11 protein-coding genes are annotated in these 18,180 nt (G+C 42.4%); 10 read left to right on the top strand and 1 reads right to left on the bottom strand.

Going from position 1 to position 18,180, the window contains the following annotated elements; translation table 11 throughout:
- The first annotated feature begins 132 nt into the window (after positions 1-132).
- The 5 genes from FKG96_RS00245 to FKG96_RS00225 all read left to right on the top strand — a co-directional run bounded on the left by FKG96_RS00245 (position 133) and on the right by FKG96_RS00225 (position 6,657).
- A complete protein-coding gene (locus FKG96_RS00245) occupies positions 133-1,461 on the top strand; it encodes a mechanosensitive ion channel family protein (protein ID WP_049795130.1) in 1,329 nt (442 codons plus the stop codon).
- 528 nt (positions 1,462-1,989) lie between these two features.
- Positions 1,990-3,966 (top strand): DNA primase, encoded by a 1,977-nt coding sequence (gene dnaG, locus FKG96_RS00240; protein ID WP_130858125.1) that lies wholly within the window; start codon positions 1,990-1,992, stop codon positions 3,964-3,966.
- An 8-nt stretch (positions 3,967-3,974) separates the two neighbouring features.
- Positions 3,975-4,343 carry a YraN family protein gene (locus tag FKG96_RS00235; protein WP_013663976.1) on the top strand — a complete coding sequence of 123 codons (369 nt, stop codon included), beginning with the start codon at positions 3,975-3,977 and terminating at the stop codon, positions 4,341-4,343.
- 355 nt (positions 4,344-4,698) lie between these two features.
- The gene (locus FKG96_RS00230; RefSeq protein WP_157622175.1) at positions 4,699-5,757 is read left to right on the top strand and encodes a glutaminyl-peptide cyclotransferase; all 1,059 of its coding nucleotides are present in this window, start codon (positions 4,699-4,701) and stop codon (positions 5,755-5,757) included.
- Positions 5,758-6,096: 339 nt separating this feature from the next.
- On the top strand, positions 6,097-6,657 hold the full coding sequence (locus FKG96_RS00225; RefSeq protein WP_130858124.1) for an RNA polymerase sigma-70 factor: 561 nt from the start codon (positions 6,097-6,099) through the stop codon (positions 6,655-6,657).
- Between the two features lie 463 nt (positions 6,658-7,120).
- Here FKG96_RS00225 and FKG96_RS26645 read toward each other — a convergent pair whose 3' ends face one another.
- Positions 7,121-7,270: a hypothetical protein gene (locus FKG96_RS26645; RefSeq protein ID WP_165447063.1), complete on the bottom strand. Its 150-nt coding sequence runs from the start codon at positions 7,268-7,270 to the stop codon at positions 7,121-7,123.
- A gap of 67 nt (positions 7,271-7,337) precedes the next feature.
- Here FKG96_RS26645 and FKG96_RS00220 point away from each other — a divergent pair, with 67 nt between their 5' ends.
- The 5 genes from FKG96_RS00220 to FKG96_RS00200 all read left to right on the top strand — a co-directional run bounded on the left by FKG96_RS00220 (position 7,338) and on the right by FKG96_RS00200 (position 18,171).
- Entirely contained in the window at positions 7,338-8,498 is a 1,161-nt protein-coding gene (locus FKG96_RS00220; RefSeq protein WP_130858123.1) for a FecR family protein, read from the top strand.
- 292 nt (positions 8,499-8,790) lie between these two features.
- Positions 8,791-12,102, top strand: coding sequence for a TonB-dependent receptor (locus FKG96_RS00215; RefSeq protein WP_207303806.1), 3,312 nt, complete (start codon positions 8,791-8,793; stop codon positions 12,100-12,102).
- A gap of 10 nt (positions 12,103-12,112) precedes the next feature.
- The gene (locus FKG96_RS00210) at positions 12,113-13,666 is read left to right on the top strand and encodes a RagB/SusD family nutrient uptake outer membrane protein (protein ID WP_207303805.1); all 1,554 of its coding nucleotides are present in this window, start codon (positions 12,113-12,115) and stop codon (positions 13,664-13,666) included.
- A gap of 12 nt (positions 13,667-13,678) precedes the next feature.
- Positions 13,679-15,172 carry an aryl-sulfate sulfotransferase gene (locus tag FKG96_RS00205; protein ID WP_130858122.1) on the top strand — a complete coding sequence of 498 codons (1,494 nt, stop codon included), beginning with the start codon at positions 13,679-13,681 and terminating at the stop codon, positions 15,170-15,172.
- A gap of 11 nt (positions 15,173-15,183) precedes the next feature.
- Positions 15,184-18,171, top strand: a complete 2,988-nt coding sequence (locus FKG96_RS00200; protein WP_149104982.1) for a glycoside hydrolase domain-containing protein — start codon at positions 15,184-15,186, stop codon at positions 18,169-18,171.
- Positions 18,172-18,180: the final 9 nt, after the last annotated feature.

Genomic DNA, 18,180 nt, shown 5'->3' with positions numbered 1-18,180 from the left:
CTAATAAGGCCTTTGGCTTATGAATCTATTGGCTCTAACAGATATCTTCTGTTTTTCCGAGCTTTAACATCGTGTTTTTATTTTAACTTATCCGGCCTACGGGTTTGGATGATATTTAAAACCTATTCCACAATGGACAATTTAGAAAGCAGCTTAGAGAAATCCTCCAATTTTATTAGTGAATTCACCTATCACAAACTCATTGATCTCGGCATAAACAAAGAAGTGGCTACTTATGTGAATGTCTTTGTTCTGCTCGCAATTTTGGTATTTCTAGTTTATGCCGTACAACATGTTGTGAGAAAAGCACTGAAAATCGCTTTTACTAAAATTTACAATAGTACGCAACTTCGGTTTTTCGATTATCTGTTAAAAAACCGCTTTCCTCATTTTCTTGCACTGATAGCACCATTCAGCCTGGTGAAAAATTCGATACCGGTTGTATTTAATGACTTCCCGCATTTAATAAATCCCTTGGACATCGCCATGGAAGTTTACATGGTTTTTATGATCATATCCATTGTGATGGCCATTATAAGGTCGGGTGCCGACGTATTACGAGAAAAACCCGAATTTTCAGCTAAACCAATGGAGAGTTATCTACAGGTTATTCGGATGGTTTTCTTTCTATTTGGTGCCGTAGCTATTTTTTCCAGTATAACCGGTCAATCCCCGACGGCTTTCTTTGCCGCTATGGGCGCTGCTTCGGCGATTCTATTACTCATGTTTAAAGATACCATCATGGGGTTTGTGGCCAGCATTCAGGTAACAACCAATGATATGGTTCGTATCGGCGACTGGATCACCATGCCTAAATACGGCGCAGATGGCGACGTGGAAGAAATTAACCTAACAACCGTAAAAGTGCGTAATTTCGATAAAACGATTACCACTATTCCTACCTATACCCTTATATCCGATTCATTTCAGAATTGGCGCGGAATGCAAGAATCCGGTGGGCGTCGCATTAAAAGGGCAATCATTATTAAACAGGGCAGCATTCGCTTTGTGGGTGACGAAGAGCTTCCTCGTTTCCAAAAAATACAAGGAATTCGTGATTATATTGACGAGCGCGGAGAAGTGATTAAAAAGCACAACGAAAAAATAGGAGCAGACAGGACCGTTGCATTGAATGGGCGAAACTTTACGAACTTCGGACTTTACAGAAAATATATTGATTGGTATCTGAATAATCATCCAGGGCTTCATAAGGGCATGACGTTGATGGTTAGGCAATTGGCGCCAACTGAAAATGGCTTGCCTTTGGAGTTATATGCTTTTACCAATACAACCAAGTGGGCCGAATATGAATATATAATGGCTGATATTTTTGATCATTTAATAGCAGCAGTACCATATTTCGGATTGCAAATTTTCGAGCGAACTTCCGGGAACGATGCCTTCGGAATCAAATTTGCCAATGGACCAGAAGTAAAGAATGAAAAGCTAGGTATTAAGTAGTGATGAGTGAGGAGTGATGAGTGAGGAGTGATGAATGAGGAGTAGCAGTAGCGAAAGCGGAAACAAGTGATATGCGAATAGGCTTTTTTACTGTCCCTCCATGAGGCAGGCCATCCCTCCGGTAGGCTTTTGAATTATTGATGCTTTGTTAGTTCTTTAAGGTATCAATGAGCCCTTCGGGGTTATTGATGCTTTGTTAGTTTTTTTAAGGTATCAATGAGCCCTTCGGGGTTATTGATGCTTTGTTAGTTTTTTTAAGGTATCAATGAGCCCTTCGGGGTTATTGATGCTTTGTTAGTTTTTTTAAGGTGTCAATGAGCCCTTCGGGGTTATTGATGCTTTGTTAGTTTTTTAAGGTATCAATGAGCCCTTCGGGCTTGTTACTTATCCTGATACCTACCTGCCTGCCGGCAGGCAGGTGTCTTGCTACCAAATTCTGCACTCGCAACTAATAACTAGCAACCAACAACTAATAACTAGCAACCAACAACCACTAACCAATAACGAAAATTACTATCTTTACCAAGAATGATTAAGCAGGAAACAATCGGGAAAATTTTGGATGCCGCTCGTATCGAAGAAGTGGTGGGTGACTTTGTGGACTTAAAGAAACGGGGAACGAGCTTAATTGGTGTTTGCCCATTCCATAATGAAAAGACACCTTCTTTTCATGTTTCTGTAAGCAAGGGTATTTATAAGTGTTTTGGTTGTGGCGCTGGAGGGGATTCAGTACGCTTTGTTATGGAGCTTGAGAAATATTCCTACCCGGAAGCGTTACGCTACTTGGCGCAGAAATATAATATAGAAGTTGAGGAGGTTGAACTATCTCCGGAGCAGGCGGCGGCAAGCGACAAGCGCGAAAGCCTATTGATCATTACCAATTGGGCGGCTAAATTTTTCCGTGAAAGCCTCTGGGATACAGAGGACGGTCAGGCTATCGGTCTGAGTTATTTTCGCGAACGGGGTTATCGGGATGATATCATTAAAAAGTTCGAACTGGGTTATTCCCCCGAAGCATGGGCAGCTTTATATGAAGAAGCCGTAAAGGGTGGCTTCAGCGAAGAATTCTTGGACGAAACAGGCTTGATAATTCGTAGAGATGACGGGAAACGTTATGATCGGTTCCGAGGGCGGGTGATGTTTCCTATACATAACCTGACAGGACGTGTCTTGGGTTTTGGAGGAAGAACGCTCAAAACAGATAAGAAGACGCCGAAATATGTTAACTCACCTGAGAGCTTAATTTATCATAAATCCGATGTTCTTTACGGTTTATACTTTGCCAAGAAGGCAATAACGGACCAGGATAATTGTTTTCTCGTGGAAGGTTATGCGGATGTGATTTCCATGCACCAGGCGGGCGTCGAAAACGTGGTTGCCTCCTCAGGAACTTCATTGACCACTGGTCAAATCCGACTGATTTCAAGATTTACGCGAAATGTAACCATTTTATACGATGGCGATGCTGCGGGTATCAAAGCATCGTTAAGGGGAATGGATATGTTGTTAGAAGAAGGGATGAACGTTAAAGTGCTCCTTTTTCCCGACGGAGACGATCCGGATTCTTTTGCCATGAAACATGGCGCAATGCAATTCAAACAATATATAGCGGAAAACAGTAAGGATTTTATTTTTTACAAGACCGACATTCTACTCAAAGATGCCGGGAATGACCCCGTAAAACGTGCGGGTGTTATTCATGATGTGGTAGACAGTATCGCGCTTATTCCCGATGATATTAAGGCTTCTGTATTTATACGAGAATGTAGCCGATTGTTGGATATTGAAGAACGTTTGTTGATCGCAGAATTAAACAAACAAAAGCTGCAAGCAATCAAGAAAAATCAAAAGTCTTCGGATTCATCTGCTGCTGCAAACGCTCCCTTTGGTGGAGATGAGCCACCTCCTGACCTGTTTATGGACCCGCGGGATATGGCGGAAACACGCTCGCAGGAGGAACTGCAGCCCGCACTATCGCAATCTATCGCTTTACAGGAGCGTGAGATTATCCGCTTGCTCATTAATTATGGACAAATACCCGCGAAATGGGAACAGGACTACCCCATTGCCTTCGTGTTATTTGCAGGTTTGCAAGACATTGAGTTTGCAGATCCTTTGTGTCAAAAGATCATAACCATTTACTTGGAATTTATTGAACGCGAGGAATTACCGGACGAACGCTATTTTATTAGTCATGCAGATCGCGAAATTGCAGATTTGGCTATTTCCCTGCTTTCATCGCCGTATAGCCTAAGCCCTAATTGGAACGATGAGAAACGAAAGATTTATGTATCTCAAGAAACAGATAATTTAAAAAATGCAGTATTGGGAGCGCTTTATCGTATAAAGAAACGGAAGGTAGAACAAAATATGCAGGAAGTTAGAGAGGCCTTGAAAATAGAGCATAATGAAGCGAATTTGGAAATCCTTATCGACAAATATCAAAAGCTAAAGATGATGGAAAAGGAGTTGACAGGTTACTTGGGAACTGTGATTGTTAAATAATTCAATGAATGGCTACGCATCAGATAACCGGTTCGGATGGAGAACGGGCCGCACTGCAGTATTTATTGCATCAGGGCTATTATTTGGTGAAGCAGAATTGGCGCTATAAGCATCTAGAGGTCGACTTGATCATGAAAGATGGGACTCAATTGGTCTTTGTTGAAGTAAAAACCCGGTCTAGTAGCGGTTTTGGACTTCCTTACGAAGCCGTTAATTGGCAAAAACAACGTAAGCTATCACAAGCGGCAACCATTTATATTCGTCAACATCACTATGCGGGTGAGATCCGTTTCGATATCGTTTCTATTTTTGCAAATAAAGATAAAAAATATAATATCCGACATATCAAAGACGCCTTTTGGCCTAGGTATTCTTAGTTATTGGTTATTGGTTATTTGTTATTCGTTATTTGTTATTAGTTATTGGTTAGTTGTTATTAGTTATTAGTTATTGGTGTCTGGTTATGACGTACTTTTGTGAGGACAGGTTTAGTATCAGGACACCTGCCTGCCGGCAGGCAGGTAAGTATCAGGTATCAAGACGTAGGTATCAGGATAAGTAGAAAAGAGATTCATCACTCATGATTCCTGCCTACCGGCAGGCAGGCAACACTCATCACTACTTAACGTCTCAACTACTCAACAATTAACTATACCTAAAATATTACTATTCTCTAAGTTTGTATCATAGGAATAAATTATGTCATATACACTACATCTTCTATATTTGTGTATGAACAAATTTTTGCTTCTGGCATTGACTGCCTTATGTAGTGTGGCGGCTTGTGATCGAGAAAAATCGAATAATTCATCCAATAAATCGTTGAGCTTTAGCGCTGTTGAACCAGGATCTTTGATCAACAAAGGCGACAGTGTTTCTCTGCAACTCAGTTTACCGGCAGACCTTTCTTTTGATTCAATTGCTTATTCATTAAATGATAAGCCTTATGTAACGGTAAAAGACAGTGGCGCCGTTTGGTTAAAGACAGATAGTTTGGGTATGGGAAGTCAGCTTATCACTGCTAATGTCTTTAAGGCAGGGCAGTCAGAAAGCGCTAGTACGAATATTGTTGTTGTAGCATCCAAACTTCCTGAACAATACAGTTTTACGGTGGTTAATACGTATCCGCACGATGCTCACGCTTATACGCAGGGTCTAGAATATCATGATGGCTTTCTGTATGAAAGCACTGGACAGCGCGGACAATCAACCCTGCGGAAAGTGGAGTTAAAAACCGGTAAGGTTGTAAAGAAAATCGATCTCCCCTCCAAATATTTTGGAGAAGGAATGACCTTTGTCGGTGATAAAATTGTTCAGTTAACCTGGGAAGAAGGCGTTGGATTTGTGTATGATAGAAACTCTTTCGAAAAGGTGGGAGAATTTCCTTACCAAGCAAGCAAAGAGGGTTGGGGATTATGCTTTGACGGACAGCGTCTGATCAAATCAGATGGTAGCAACCGTCTTTATTTCCTAAATAAAGATAATTTTAAAGAGGAAGGCTTTATCGAAGTATATAACCACAAAGGTCCTGTTGATAAGTTGAACGAATTGGAGTACATTGATGGAAAAATCTATGCCAACGTTTATTACTCTGATGTCGTCGTGGTAATCGATCCACATTCAGGACAAGTGGAGGCTGAGATTAATCTTATTGGCTTGTTGCCTCAGAAAGATGTGACCGAAGATACCAATGTACTCAATGGGATCGCTTATGATCAGCAGGGTAAACATCTCTACGTAACAGGCAAAAACTGGGATAAACTATTTGAAATTAAGTTATTGGGACGATGAGAAGTAATAGAGTATATGCGCATTGAGTGAGGAGTAATGAGTGCCTTGTCATGAGTTCAACGCTTATTGTCCATAGTTACAGTCGAAAGCCGACATCCGATCCGATAGCTGAAAGCTAATACCTAAACCTTATACCTACAGCTTGGTCGGTACCGACCGACAGCTGATATCAAAACACGCAATCGGTTGCGTTTGCAAAGGATTTGCATTTCATCTAAAAAGTTTCTACACTTGATCGATACAATCAATCTTTCTGATAAGAATCGCTAGTTCAATTATATTAACCAATACTAAGCAGGGTATTTACTAGATATTGATTATCTAATACATAGGTGCTTTATGATGAATGAACCCAATTACATGGACCAACCGAATCGTTTGTCAGTTGAAGACTTATTCAAAAAGTATTATCTGCGTTTGTTTGAATTCGCGTATAAGCTTTCGGGCAATGAGGAGGAAGCGGAAGATTTGGTGCAGGACGCTTTCGTTGTCTTCTGTGAACAGACAAATGGTACGCTTTGGAGCGAACATGCCATTAAATCATATTTGTATACAACCATTAAACATGATGCGTTCAATCGATTTAGACACCATAAGGTGGTCGAAAAATATCAAAAACAGCATCCGGACCAATTATTAGAAGATTTTCAGATCGATAACTTTTTAATTCATGCAGAAGTTCTCGGGGAATTAATGGCCGCCTTAGATAAGCTTCCGGGAGGCTGTGCCATGATATGCAGGATGGGATACTTGGAAGGACTAAAGAACCCGCAAATTGCTGAGCTTTTAGGTATAAGTATCCATACTGTAAAAAGTCAAAAACAGCGAGCCCTTCATCTACTCAAAGAGCAATTGAAGCCCGAGCTTTTTACGGTGCTTCTTGTCACCTTGTTAAAATAAGCTTGCAGTACCACGAGTATTCAATCGCATATACTTCGTAATAGCGCTTAGATTAAAAGAAGGATTATTTTAGTCATATTTTTATTCTCTTTAATTTCATCTCACTTTACCTTCGATGCAAAGTGAGGCAAACATCAAGGCTGTCCAGTTCTCGCTAAAAATTCGGTTCCTATCCCTCTGTTCTGCGGAGCCGCCCCTATTCACAATTCCTTCCCTTCGCTTTTTCGCATAGCACTTTAGCCCGCCCTGCTAACCGAATTTTCTTTACGCTCACCCTGGAAGGCCGTTTTACCCTGCGCCATCACCCAGACGCATAGCCGTTCCGAAGGACGTCAATGGCCTAGTCTGTGGAGGCAGCAACCGGCAGTCAAAGATGCCCCTTCACCATTATTATGCGAAGCAGACGGTAATCAGTGAATCGACGAACGAAGGACATGCCATTGTGTAAGAGGGTGGCTCCGATTCACGGATGGGCATCTTGACCACGGGTTGCAACGGAATAGACAAGCCGAAGCACCTTGCCCCACTTGGGTGCGTCCAAGTGGGATGTATAAAATAAACCTTTGATTTCATTAGGCAGTTGCTTTTCCTGAGCAACCTGTATTTTCTTCATAATTTTTTTCATTTTCTTCCATACTTTTTTTATCCGAAGGTGCTTTAGCAGTATATAACGAAGAGGTATGTACGACGACCCACTGGAAAAGGCTCGATTGATAGCCGGGTACATTCAAGGTACACTTTCTGAGCAGGAGGAGTCTCAATTTTTAGATTTACTGGAGCGAGACAAAAACCTGCAAGATCTGTTGGAAATGTATAAGGACACACCAACGATAGCAAGTCGTATAAAGACTTTAAAAGAAAGGGATACCGAAAAGGCTTGGAATCGCTTTAAAGAAAAAGCAAATAAGGGATCCAGGCGCCGAATAAATTCCTTTTGGATAAGTATCGCTGCGGGCATCGCTTTATTCTTAACCTTTACGCTCAAGCACTTTAATCACCGAGACAATAAGGTAATTCCTGACAGTTCCCATCGCTATGCGAATGATGTGTTACCTGGTGAAAGTAAGGCGAAATTAGTGCTTTCCGACGGTAGTGCCATTCACCTTGGTAGCAAATCGGTGGCGCTTAATGAACATGATGGGACGAATATGCAGGGAACTAAAGAAGAACTGATCTATCGAGGAGAAAAGGCAAGCGCGGCCCGGTTAATCTATAATACACTTTTTGTTCCTCCCGGGGGTAACTACCGTCTTACCTTACCTGACGGAACAAAGGTTTGGCTTAATGCCGCATCAAAACTTGTTTTTCCGGTCAGTTTTGCTAATAATGAAAGGCTAGTTACCTTGGAAGGTGAGGCCTATTTTGAAGTGGCAAGGGACAAAAAGCGCCCTTTTAAAGTCACAATGAATGATACAAAAATTACTGTTTTAGGGACAAGCTTTAACGCACGATCCTATGAAAAGGAAAGCATGACAACCCTCGTTAGTGGCGCGGTAAAAGTTCATTACGGCAGCAGCCTATATGATCTAAAACCGGGGCAATGTGCCGTCGCTGATGGTAATGATCTTAACATAGGAACTGCTGATATTGAAAAAGCTCTTGCGTGGAAAGAAGGACACTTTTTATTCAATGAAGATGCCATCAAACCTATTTTAGAGGAAGTTGCTCGCTGGTATGATCTCGAACTATCATACAAAGGAAAACTTCCCGATATCCATATTGGTGGCAGTATCAGTCGAAAAGAGAGGTTAAGCGAAGTACTCGAAATGCTGAAAGAAGTAAGCGGATTGAATTTTAATGTGAACGGACGAAAGCTCCAAATTATAGCAAATCCTAGTTGAAATGAACTTGAAATCAAAACCAACCTAATAGTTAGTAAAAACGTCAAACGAATACCGGGAGTGGGCCAACACTCCCGGTAAAAGTTAAGGCACTCGTATTATGATTGAAGGATATAATAACCAAACCCTAACTATACGAAAGTATGAAATATCCAGGTAGTATAAGCACTACAAATGTGAATAAATTAGACCGAATATTCCATATGGACGTAGCAGCAAAACAGATATGAATCGTTTATCTCGAGAGAAAGCGTCGGGAAGGAAGACGCTTTACTTACAAATTGTAAGGATTATGAAATTAACATGGCTGATGGTCTTTGTCTTTTCGTGGGGTGTCTATGCAGCAGGGAAGGCGCAACAGGTCAGCATATCGCTAGAGAATGCGCCACTGAAAGAGGTATTGCAAGCACTGAAAAGACAGACACACTATCGTTTCCTTTACAACGAGGAACAGCTGAAGGCGGCAGGTACTGTTTCCTTAAAGCTACATAACGTGCCGGTGGAGGAAGTTTTGCAAAAGGCTTTAAATAGCAAAAAATTGCAATATAAGAGACATAACACCACCATCACGATTGCTCCTGTTTCAGCTCTAAGCTCAAGCCGCGAAATGATGCAGCAACAGGACCTGGATATACGCGGTACGGTCCGAGATTCGGTAGCGGCATTGACGGGTGTTTCGGTATTTGTGAAGGGCAGGGCATCTAACGGTACCACGACTAATGCGAATGGGCAGTATCAGTTAAAAGTGCCTGAGGGGGCTACCCTAGTCTTCCGATTTATCGGTTATGCCGAAAAGGAGGTTCCCGTAACAAACGCCGGAACTATTGATGTTGTTTTGAGCAATATCGAATCGCGACTAGATGAAGTGGTAGTTGTTGGTTATGGTACACAAAAGAAAGGAGATTTGACGGGCTCAATCGCTTCGCTAAGTGCCGATGACTTAACAAAAGGAGGCGCGATCAGTAATGTCGCGCAGGCTATTCAGGGACGTGCATCCGGTGTAGTAGTCACACAAAACTCAAAAGCCCCAGGTGGAAGTATGTCTATTCGCATACGTGGCTCCAACTCAGTAAGTAGCAGTAATGAACCGCTTTATGTCATTGACGGTTTCCCCAGCAATAATGGGGTCAACATTAATCCAGACGACATTGCGTCTATGGAAATTTTAAAAGATGCATCCGCTACGGCTATTTATGGCTCACGGGGTGCTAACGGTGTGGTGATGATTACCACAAAACGGGGTAAAGCTGGGCAAAGCAATGTCGCTTACAACGGATATATCGGAACGCAAAAGGCAATCAATCCTTATCATTTGCTGGACGGTAAATCCTATATGTTGCTTGCTAATGAGTTGTATAAAGAAATCAACGGACAGGAAGGAATTGAGAATGGTGTTTATACGCAATCGCAATTGAATTCAACCATCAACACAGATTGGGTGAAAGAAGCTACTCGAACCGCTACCGTACAAAATCATAATCTACAATTTACAGGTGGGAGTGAGAAGACGAAGGTATTAAGCAGTGTGGGTTACTTCGATCAAAAGGGGATTCTAAAAACTACCGACTTCAAACGTGTATCCGGAAGAGTCAACATCGATCAAACTATTAATGATTATGTACGTGCAGGTGCTTCCATCTTTGGTCAAAGAGAAAATTCCAACTACCAAATATATGATGGAAATATCTTGAATTCCAATGTGCTCTACAGTGTGCTGACTTATGATCCCACCGTTCCGGTATATGATGCGAATGGTGCCTTTGGCCGTCCTCCCGGAGGAAGAGGAGACAACCCACTTGCAAATTTAATGGCTCGTCAGAACGATGTACAAAAGGATAAGCTTAATGGGAACGTTTATTTGGAGATAAAACCATTTGAAGGCCTAACTGCACGGTTTGACGCGGGCACCGAAATTCTGCATGATCAATTGGGTACTTACTTGTCGCAAGACTCTTATCAAGGTAGTATCGATAAGGGAGTAGCCTCCCAGTCGGATTATAACCTGACCCACAATTTAGCGGACATGTTTATTACCTACGATAAAGGTTTCGGCAAGCATCACCTAAATCTAATGGGCGGTTACTCTTATGAAAAATTTACAAATAGTAATAAGGGAATCAATGTGTATGGATTCTCAACAGACTTGTATGGTTATAACAACCTGGGTGCGGCATCTACCATCTCGGGTGTCAATTCTTATAAATCGGAAAATATGCTGATTTCATTTTTCGGTCGGGCAAATTATTCTTTTGATGATAAATACCTGTTTACTTTCACCGTAAGGCACGATGGTTCTTCGCGCTTTGGCTCCGACAACAAATGGGGCACCTTTCCTTCCGGATCTTTCGCCTGGAAGTTGATCAACGAATCTTTTATGCGAAACCAACAATTGTTCTCCGATCTTAAGTTGCGTCTGGGTTATGGTAAAACCGGGAATGAACGGATTGGGAATTATGCTTCTTACGGATTAATGAGCAATGCCAATTATACCTTTGATGGAATCAATAATACCAGTGGTACCTATTTAAATAGCTCATCACCTGCTAATACAAGACTTAAATGGGAGACGACCAGCCAGTACGATGCCGGAATAGACTTCGCTTTGTTGAATGATCGTATTGCCGTTACCATGGACGCTTACTATAAAAAGACAAGCGACCTCTTGATTAAATTGAATTTACCTCTGTACTCCGGATATTCCTCTGGTCAAAGTAATGTTGGTTCTGTTTCCAATAAGGGATTTGAGTTCGCTATCGCTACAAAAAATTTAACCGGAGCTTTCACCTGGGACACGAAATTGAATTTTGCCATGAACCGCAATAAAGTGCTTGATCTTGGTGGCGATAACGATATCTTTATTACTTCTTCCAAGCCAATGGGAACCGTTTCTGAAGAGGCTTATGCCATTATTCGCGAAGGAGAGCCGCTCGGTTCGCTTTTTGGATACAAATATATTGGCGTTATTCAGCAGGGAGAAGCCTACGCGGCACAACCTAATTCGAAAGCCGGCGATCCGAAATTTGCCGATGTCAATGGAGATGGTATTATTACCGCTGCGGATAGAACAATCATCGGATCTGCTTATCCAAAGCTTACCTATGGAATCACCAATACCTTCGCTTACAAAAATTTCGACTTATCTGTTTTCATTTATGGGAATTTGGGTAACGACCTGCTAAATATGACGCGCATGAATTTGGAATGGAATCGTTCTACAGATGCATTGAATCGCTGGACACCCGAAAATACCAACACCGACTTGCCTCGAAATGGATTCTATTATACAGAATATGGGGGGTATGTGAATGATCATTTTGTGGAAGACGCCTCCTTTTTGCGGTTAAAAAATTTAACATTAGGCTACACAGTACCCCTAAAAACCAAAGCGATGCAATCATTACGCATATATGTAATGGCTGAAAATCTGTTTACAATCAGTGGTTATTCAGGCTGGGATCCAGAGGTCGACACGAAAGGCTATGAAAATGATGCGCTGATTAAATATAGTTCCAATGCGCAAACGGCTAACGCGGGTGCTGGTTTGGACTTTAACTCTTATCCTAGCATGCGTGCCTTTACTTTTGGTGTTAATGTTAACTTTTAAAGAAAAAAAAATGAACTTCATAAAATTAAGCCACCGTTTTTTATGCCTCGCAACAATATGGGCTACGATTAGTGCTTGTACAAAATTGGAACCTGAGCTATACAGCGATTTGACTACCGAAAATGCGTATTCCTCGGAGAGTGATATAAACGCGGCATTAACTGGTACTTATGCGAGTCTAGGGCCTTACCCGGGTGATGCCTATCTTTACTACGCGGGCTATTTGGTGATGATTACCGATTACGCAACCGATATGGGTTTCTCTACTGCGGCTGGTAATCCGACCCATTTGAGCAATTTTTCTTACGACGAAAACAATCGCTATTTTAAGAATAACTGGCAAAATATGTATCAGGTTATAGCGAATGCCAATCTGTTGATTGATAATATTACCGCTGTATCAGGGATGAGCGATGAAAATAAAAACCTTGTGATAGGACAAGCTCGTTTTCTAAGGGCATTGGCCTATAATGACCTAACGGATGCTTGGGGGCCGGTACCTTTGATCACTTCCACAAAAAATCCAGCGGAAAGTTATAATACACCTTTATCTGCCGTTGAACAGGTAGATTCTTTAATTCATGCGGACTGCCTTTTCGCAGCGGAGGTGCTCCCGGAAAGCTGGACGAGTGAGCTAGGCTTAGCACGCGCAACTAAAGGTGCAGCGCTAACACTTTTAGGTAAAAACTATATGCGCGCCCATAACTATGAGCAGGCAAAAGTATACATCGATCAAGTGCTTGCGCTACGTGATAAGGGCGTTTATACCTTAAATCCCGATTTTAAAAACGAATGGTCCGAATCAAACAAAATGGATAAAGGTATGATATTCGGTATTTTACATGAATCATCACTCAATGGTGGTGAAATTGCCAACCATTTCGGTCCTACTGATCACCAAGAGGTGACTGACCGTTGGCAGTATTACGGGGTTTCTTTACAATTCTGGCGTAAGTTTGATGACCGCGACCCACGAAAGCAGTTCTTCTACTATAATTATGAAGGAAAAGCGGCAAGAGACGGGTCTACTACACACGGGTTTTACTATACGATTCCAAACCCTGGACAAACCACCGCGCCCAATGATACCACAAAATTATTGCAGAACGTAGCGACTAAGAAGTACTCTTATGAAATGGTGAACAGTTCGTACTTGGACGGACGAACCATCCAGGTATTTCGTATAGCCGATGTAATCTTGTGCAAAGCTGAAATCGAGAATGCATTATCAGGCCCATCAGCGGGTCTACCCTACATCAATGAAATCAGAAAAAGAGCAGGGGCTCCACTTTTAGGCGAAAGTGCCGATTTTCCAGCTCCTGCAACGAAGGAGGAGTTTGTTAACGCACTGGTTGACGAGCGTGGTTTCGAGCTCGTTTTTGAGTACAAGCGTAAAGCAGATTTGGTGCGATTAGGTAAATATGAAGAAGTATGCAATGCTTATCTAAAAGCCCGTGGCATGACGCCGAAGGTTACCGAAAAGCTTCGCTATTTTCCATATCCCTTAGATGAAGCGAACCTGCATCCTGAAATGGCAGCAGCCAACGCCCAACGTTTACCCTAGCACTTTTTTAGTATGCGTATACTCAAAATTGTTATCGGAGCCCTTGTAATAGCCGTCTTGTATGCCTGCTACTATTTTTATAGTCAATATGTTCAGCTAGTTAACATTCAGTTGTCTTCGCCGGATAACTCTGCCATCAAGGAGGATATTCATGTAAAATTGAATAGACCAGCGGCGGCCTATGTAGAATATTGGAGCGCGAATGGCGAGCACTATTATACCCCCGTAAAAGGCGAGAAAAAAGACCATATCTTCAATCTCTTGATGTTGGATGCCGATACCGACTATCACTACCGTATTGTGCTCGATCGGTTGATTCCGGTAAAATCGAAAGTCATGCGTTTTAAAACGCGAAAGCAATCGCCTTGGATGGTGCATGACTGGATTAAAGAGGAACATCCCCATGATCCTCGGGCAATGGGCGATGGGTTAACGATGCTTTGCTATCGGGAGTTTCCGGGATACATTGCCATGGTTGATGGAAAGGGAGCAATCAAGTGGTACTGGCAAGACGAAAAGATGGGGGTACGGATCGCTTCGCTTACTCCCCGTGGTACTATATTGGCGCTCTTAGCGCCGGTAGGGAAGGACGAATTCTATAAGCCGGAACCTAACAAAGCTTTTGTAAAAAGTGGTATGGGATACAGCTTACGGACTGGTAAAATGGGTTATATGGGCGGAACGGAGCTCGCTGAAATTGATCTCACCGGGCGGGTGCGTTGGCGATTGAATGTAGATAAGCTTGGATTAATTGTGCACCACGATTTACGTATGGATAAGGCCAATCACATTGTGGCGGTTGTTCGGGATTATATCTTGCCGGAAAAACAGACGGGAAAATCTATCGATACCTTATGGGGTGATGGTATCGTCGTAATGGATACGACCGGGAAGGTATTAAAAAAATGGTCGACATGGGATCATTGGGATTTGGCAAAAGATAGACGGTTAGACAGCTTAAAACATGATCGATTTCATATTAATACCATCTCTTTCGACAAAGACAGCAATTACCTGGTGTCGTCTCCTATCGAGAATCAAGTATGGAAAATCAACGCTCAAACAGGAAAAACCATGTGGCGATTGGGACAGGGCGGGGACTTTCAATTAGATGCTTCCGACTTTTTCTATTTTCAACACGCGCCGCATATCAATAAAGACGGTGATTTAATGCTCTTCGATAACGGCGATTTTTCTCCTCGGGACTCTTCTACCGCAAATAAGAAATCCAGAGCTTTATCTTTTTCCCTGGATGAGAAAAGGAAAACAGCATCAAAAAAATTGGATGTTCCGCTGCCTGGCAAACAATACACAGCAAGAATGGGAAGTGCTTATTTACTGCCTAACGGGAACGTGCTGCAAACCAGTTCAAAGACAGGGAGCGTTTTAATATCCGATAAACAAGGGAAAGTGCTATGGGAGTTGAATACCTATTTTATACCTTATCGCGCGGAGTATGTGCCGGCCAAATTTTGGCAGGATTATGTAAAAATGAAGCCGGATTAAAAAAGCCTAAAATGGATACTAAAACAATGCGACTGACAATTACTGTTTGCTTATTAATCCGCGGTTTAATAGCTTGGGGCCAGCATCCCTATCCACCGGAGAAAGCTAAATGGAACGCTGATTCATTGGGTAATCAACGAGCGGTACTGCGGGTTGACGGAGGGGATAAACTCGTGAAAGCCTCCATAGCATGGAGAAACCGACAGGTGAAGGCAAATCAAGGCCTGATAATCGTTGATAGCACAAACAACCAACTGGTGAAACCTATAGTTTATGGCCCGATGTCTGAGGAGGGAGGCGACTTTGCTTTTGAAGCGACATCAGGTTCGGGGATTTACTATGTCTATTATTTACCTTATCAGCTAGGTGGTAGAAGCCGATATTATCCCGACGCGATATATCTCAGCCAGCCTCCTGACGATCAGGCATGGGCAAAGATCAAAACCAATAATGAAGCGAAATTTCTTCGATTCGAATCAGTAGATGAATTTAATCGGAACGATCCCATGGAACTCATCGCTACGAAAGCGGAAATCCAAGCTTACTTGAAAAAGTACACAAATGAAAACTATTTTATCTTTCCCGAACTGTACACGCATCCGATTAAGATGCGATCACATGTGCCGAAGAAGTGGATGGAGACGAACCTGGTGGCGGCTCTAAAGGGCGAAACGGAGCGAGGATGCTATTACGCTTTTCAGCTAGGTATATGGTCGGCAAAAACCGATTTGAAAAACGTAACGGTCCGGTTTTCATCCTTAGAAAGCGAAATGGGAACAACATTGCCGGCAGAAGCATTTGATTGCATCAATACAGAAGGAACGAGTTATAAAGGGAAGCCCTTCTCTGCTACAGTTAACGTTCCCTTGTCAAAAGTTCAGGCGCTCTGGTGTGGGGTTCACATTCCTGAAGATATTAAACCCGGGACTTATCAAGGCTTTGTATACGTTCGTCCTGCCAACGCACCGGAGAAAAGGGTAGCCCTCAGCCTTAAGGTTGGGCCGACCGTGGCTCGTAACAAAGGGATAGATGAACCCTGGAAAATGACACGACTGCCTTGGCTGAACTCCACTTTAGCACAGGAAAACACGGTGATAAAGCCCTATATCCCCCTTGTGGTATCGGGTGACACTGCTATCTCCCTTTTAGGAAGGAAGCTTATTCTCGATCGAACCGGGTTCCCGAAACAATTGATAAGCTATTTTACACCGGAGATGACGAGTGTCGGTAAAACCTCGACAAGCTTGTTAACCGAGCCCATTCATTTTCATGTGAAACGTAAGGTAGACGGCAAAGATATAGCATTCAAGACTCAGGGACTTTCTTTTAAAGAAAAGCAGGCTGGAATTGTAAGCTGGGAAAGCCATCACGTTTCGAACGAACTGCGAATGGAGGTACAAGGTTCCTTAGAGTTTGATGGTTTTGTCAGTTATACAGTCGGGCTTATTGCAAGGAAAAATATAACCTTGCAGGACATTGCAATGCACATACCTTATAAACCGGAAATGGCTTCCTATATGATGGGACTTGGGATGAAAGGCGGATATAGACCGGAACAGGTTGTTTGGAAGTGGGATGTCGCTAAAAAGAACCAAGATGGCGCCTGGATTGGTAATGTAAACGCGGGGATGCAGTTTTCGCTACGGGATGAGAACTATACAAGGCCGCTGAATACAAATTTTTATTTGCAAAAGCCTCTATTACTCCCAAAGTCGTGGGGTAATAACGACAAGGGAGGTATTGATATAAGTATGAAGGGACCTTCCGTGTTAGTGAATAACTATAGCGGAGAGCGAACTATGCGTGCCGGCGATACGCTTTACTATAATTTTACCTTATTACTTACACCTTTTCATCCACTCAATACGGAGGCGCAATGGAATGAACGTTATTTCCATGCTTATAAACCGGTTGATACGGTGAAGCAAAGTGGGGCGAATGTGATCAATATTCATCATGGCAATGCCTTGAACCCCTACATTAACTATCCCTTTATTGCCACGAAAGCAATGAAGGCTTATATTGATTCGGCTCATCGCGTAGGACTTAAAGTGAAAATTTACAATACGGTGCGAGAAGTGTCCAATCGGATGTATGAGCTCTACCCCTTCCGTAGTTTGGGACACGAAGTGTTTTCTCCTGGCCCGGGGAAAGGCTACTCCTGGCTACAAGAGCATTTACATGACGATTATATTGCGGCTTGGTTTGTACCTTTGTATAAAGATGCGGCTATTATTAATAGTGGTATGAATCGTTGGCATAACTATTATGTGGAGGGGATGAATTGGTTGGTTGATCGGATCGGTATAGATGGTATTTACTTGGATGATGTGGCTTTCGATCGCGTAACCATGAAGCGCATTAAGCGGGTTATGACTAAAAATGGCCATCCCGGTTTAATTGATCTGCATTCAGCGAATCAGTATAACGAGCGTGATGGCTTTAACAATAGTGCGAATCTCTATCTTGAACATTTTCCCTATATCAATAGGCTTTGGTTCGGCGAGTATTTTGATTATGAAAATAACAAGCCGGATTTTTTTCTAACAGAAGTGAGTGGCATTCCTTTCGGGTTAATGGGGGAGATGTTGCAAGATGGGGGCAATCCCTGGCGCGGTATGATTTATGGCATGACTAATCGGTTACCCTATCAAAAAAGTGGCCCGCAGGCACTTTGGAAAGCTTGGGATGATTTTGGAATTAAGGGGTCTCGAATGATTGGTTACTGGGTTGAAACTAATCCGGTAAAAACGAGTAGTCCGCAAGTTTTAGCTACCGTTTACAAAAAGGAGAAAAAGGCAATGATTGCCTTAGCCAGTTGGGAAAATAAAAACGTTCTGGTTGACTTGGTGATTAATTGGGAAAGTTTAGGAATTGATCCTGCCAAGGCACTAATTCGGGCACCTCAGATTGATGGTTTTCAAGCGATGCGAATTTTCAAGATAGGCGACAAAATCCCGGTCAATCAGAATCAAGGTTGGCTGTTGATCATCGAATAATGAATCTAT

Source organism: Olivibacter sp. LS-1 (assembly GCF_008245145.1).
Classification (GTDB): domain Bacteria; phylum Bacteroidota; class Bacteroidia; order Sphingobacteriales; family Sphingobacteriaceae; genus Olivibacter; species Olivibacter oleidegradans.
Note: the sequence above shows the minus strand (reverse complement) of the source record. Positions and strands in the feature narration are given on the sequence as shown.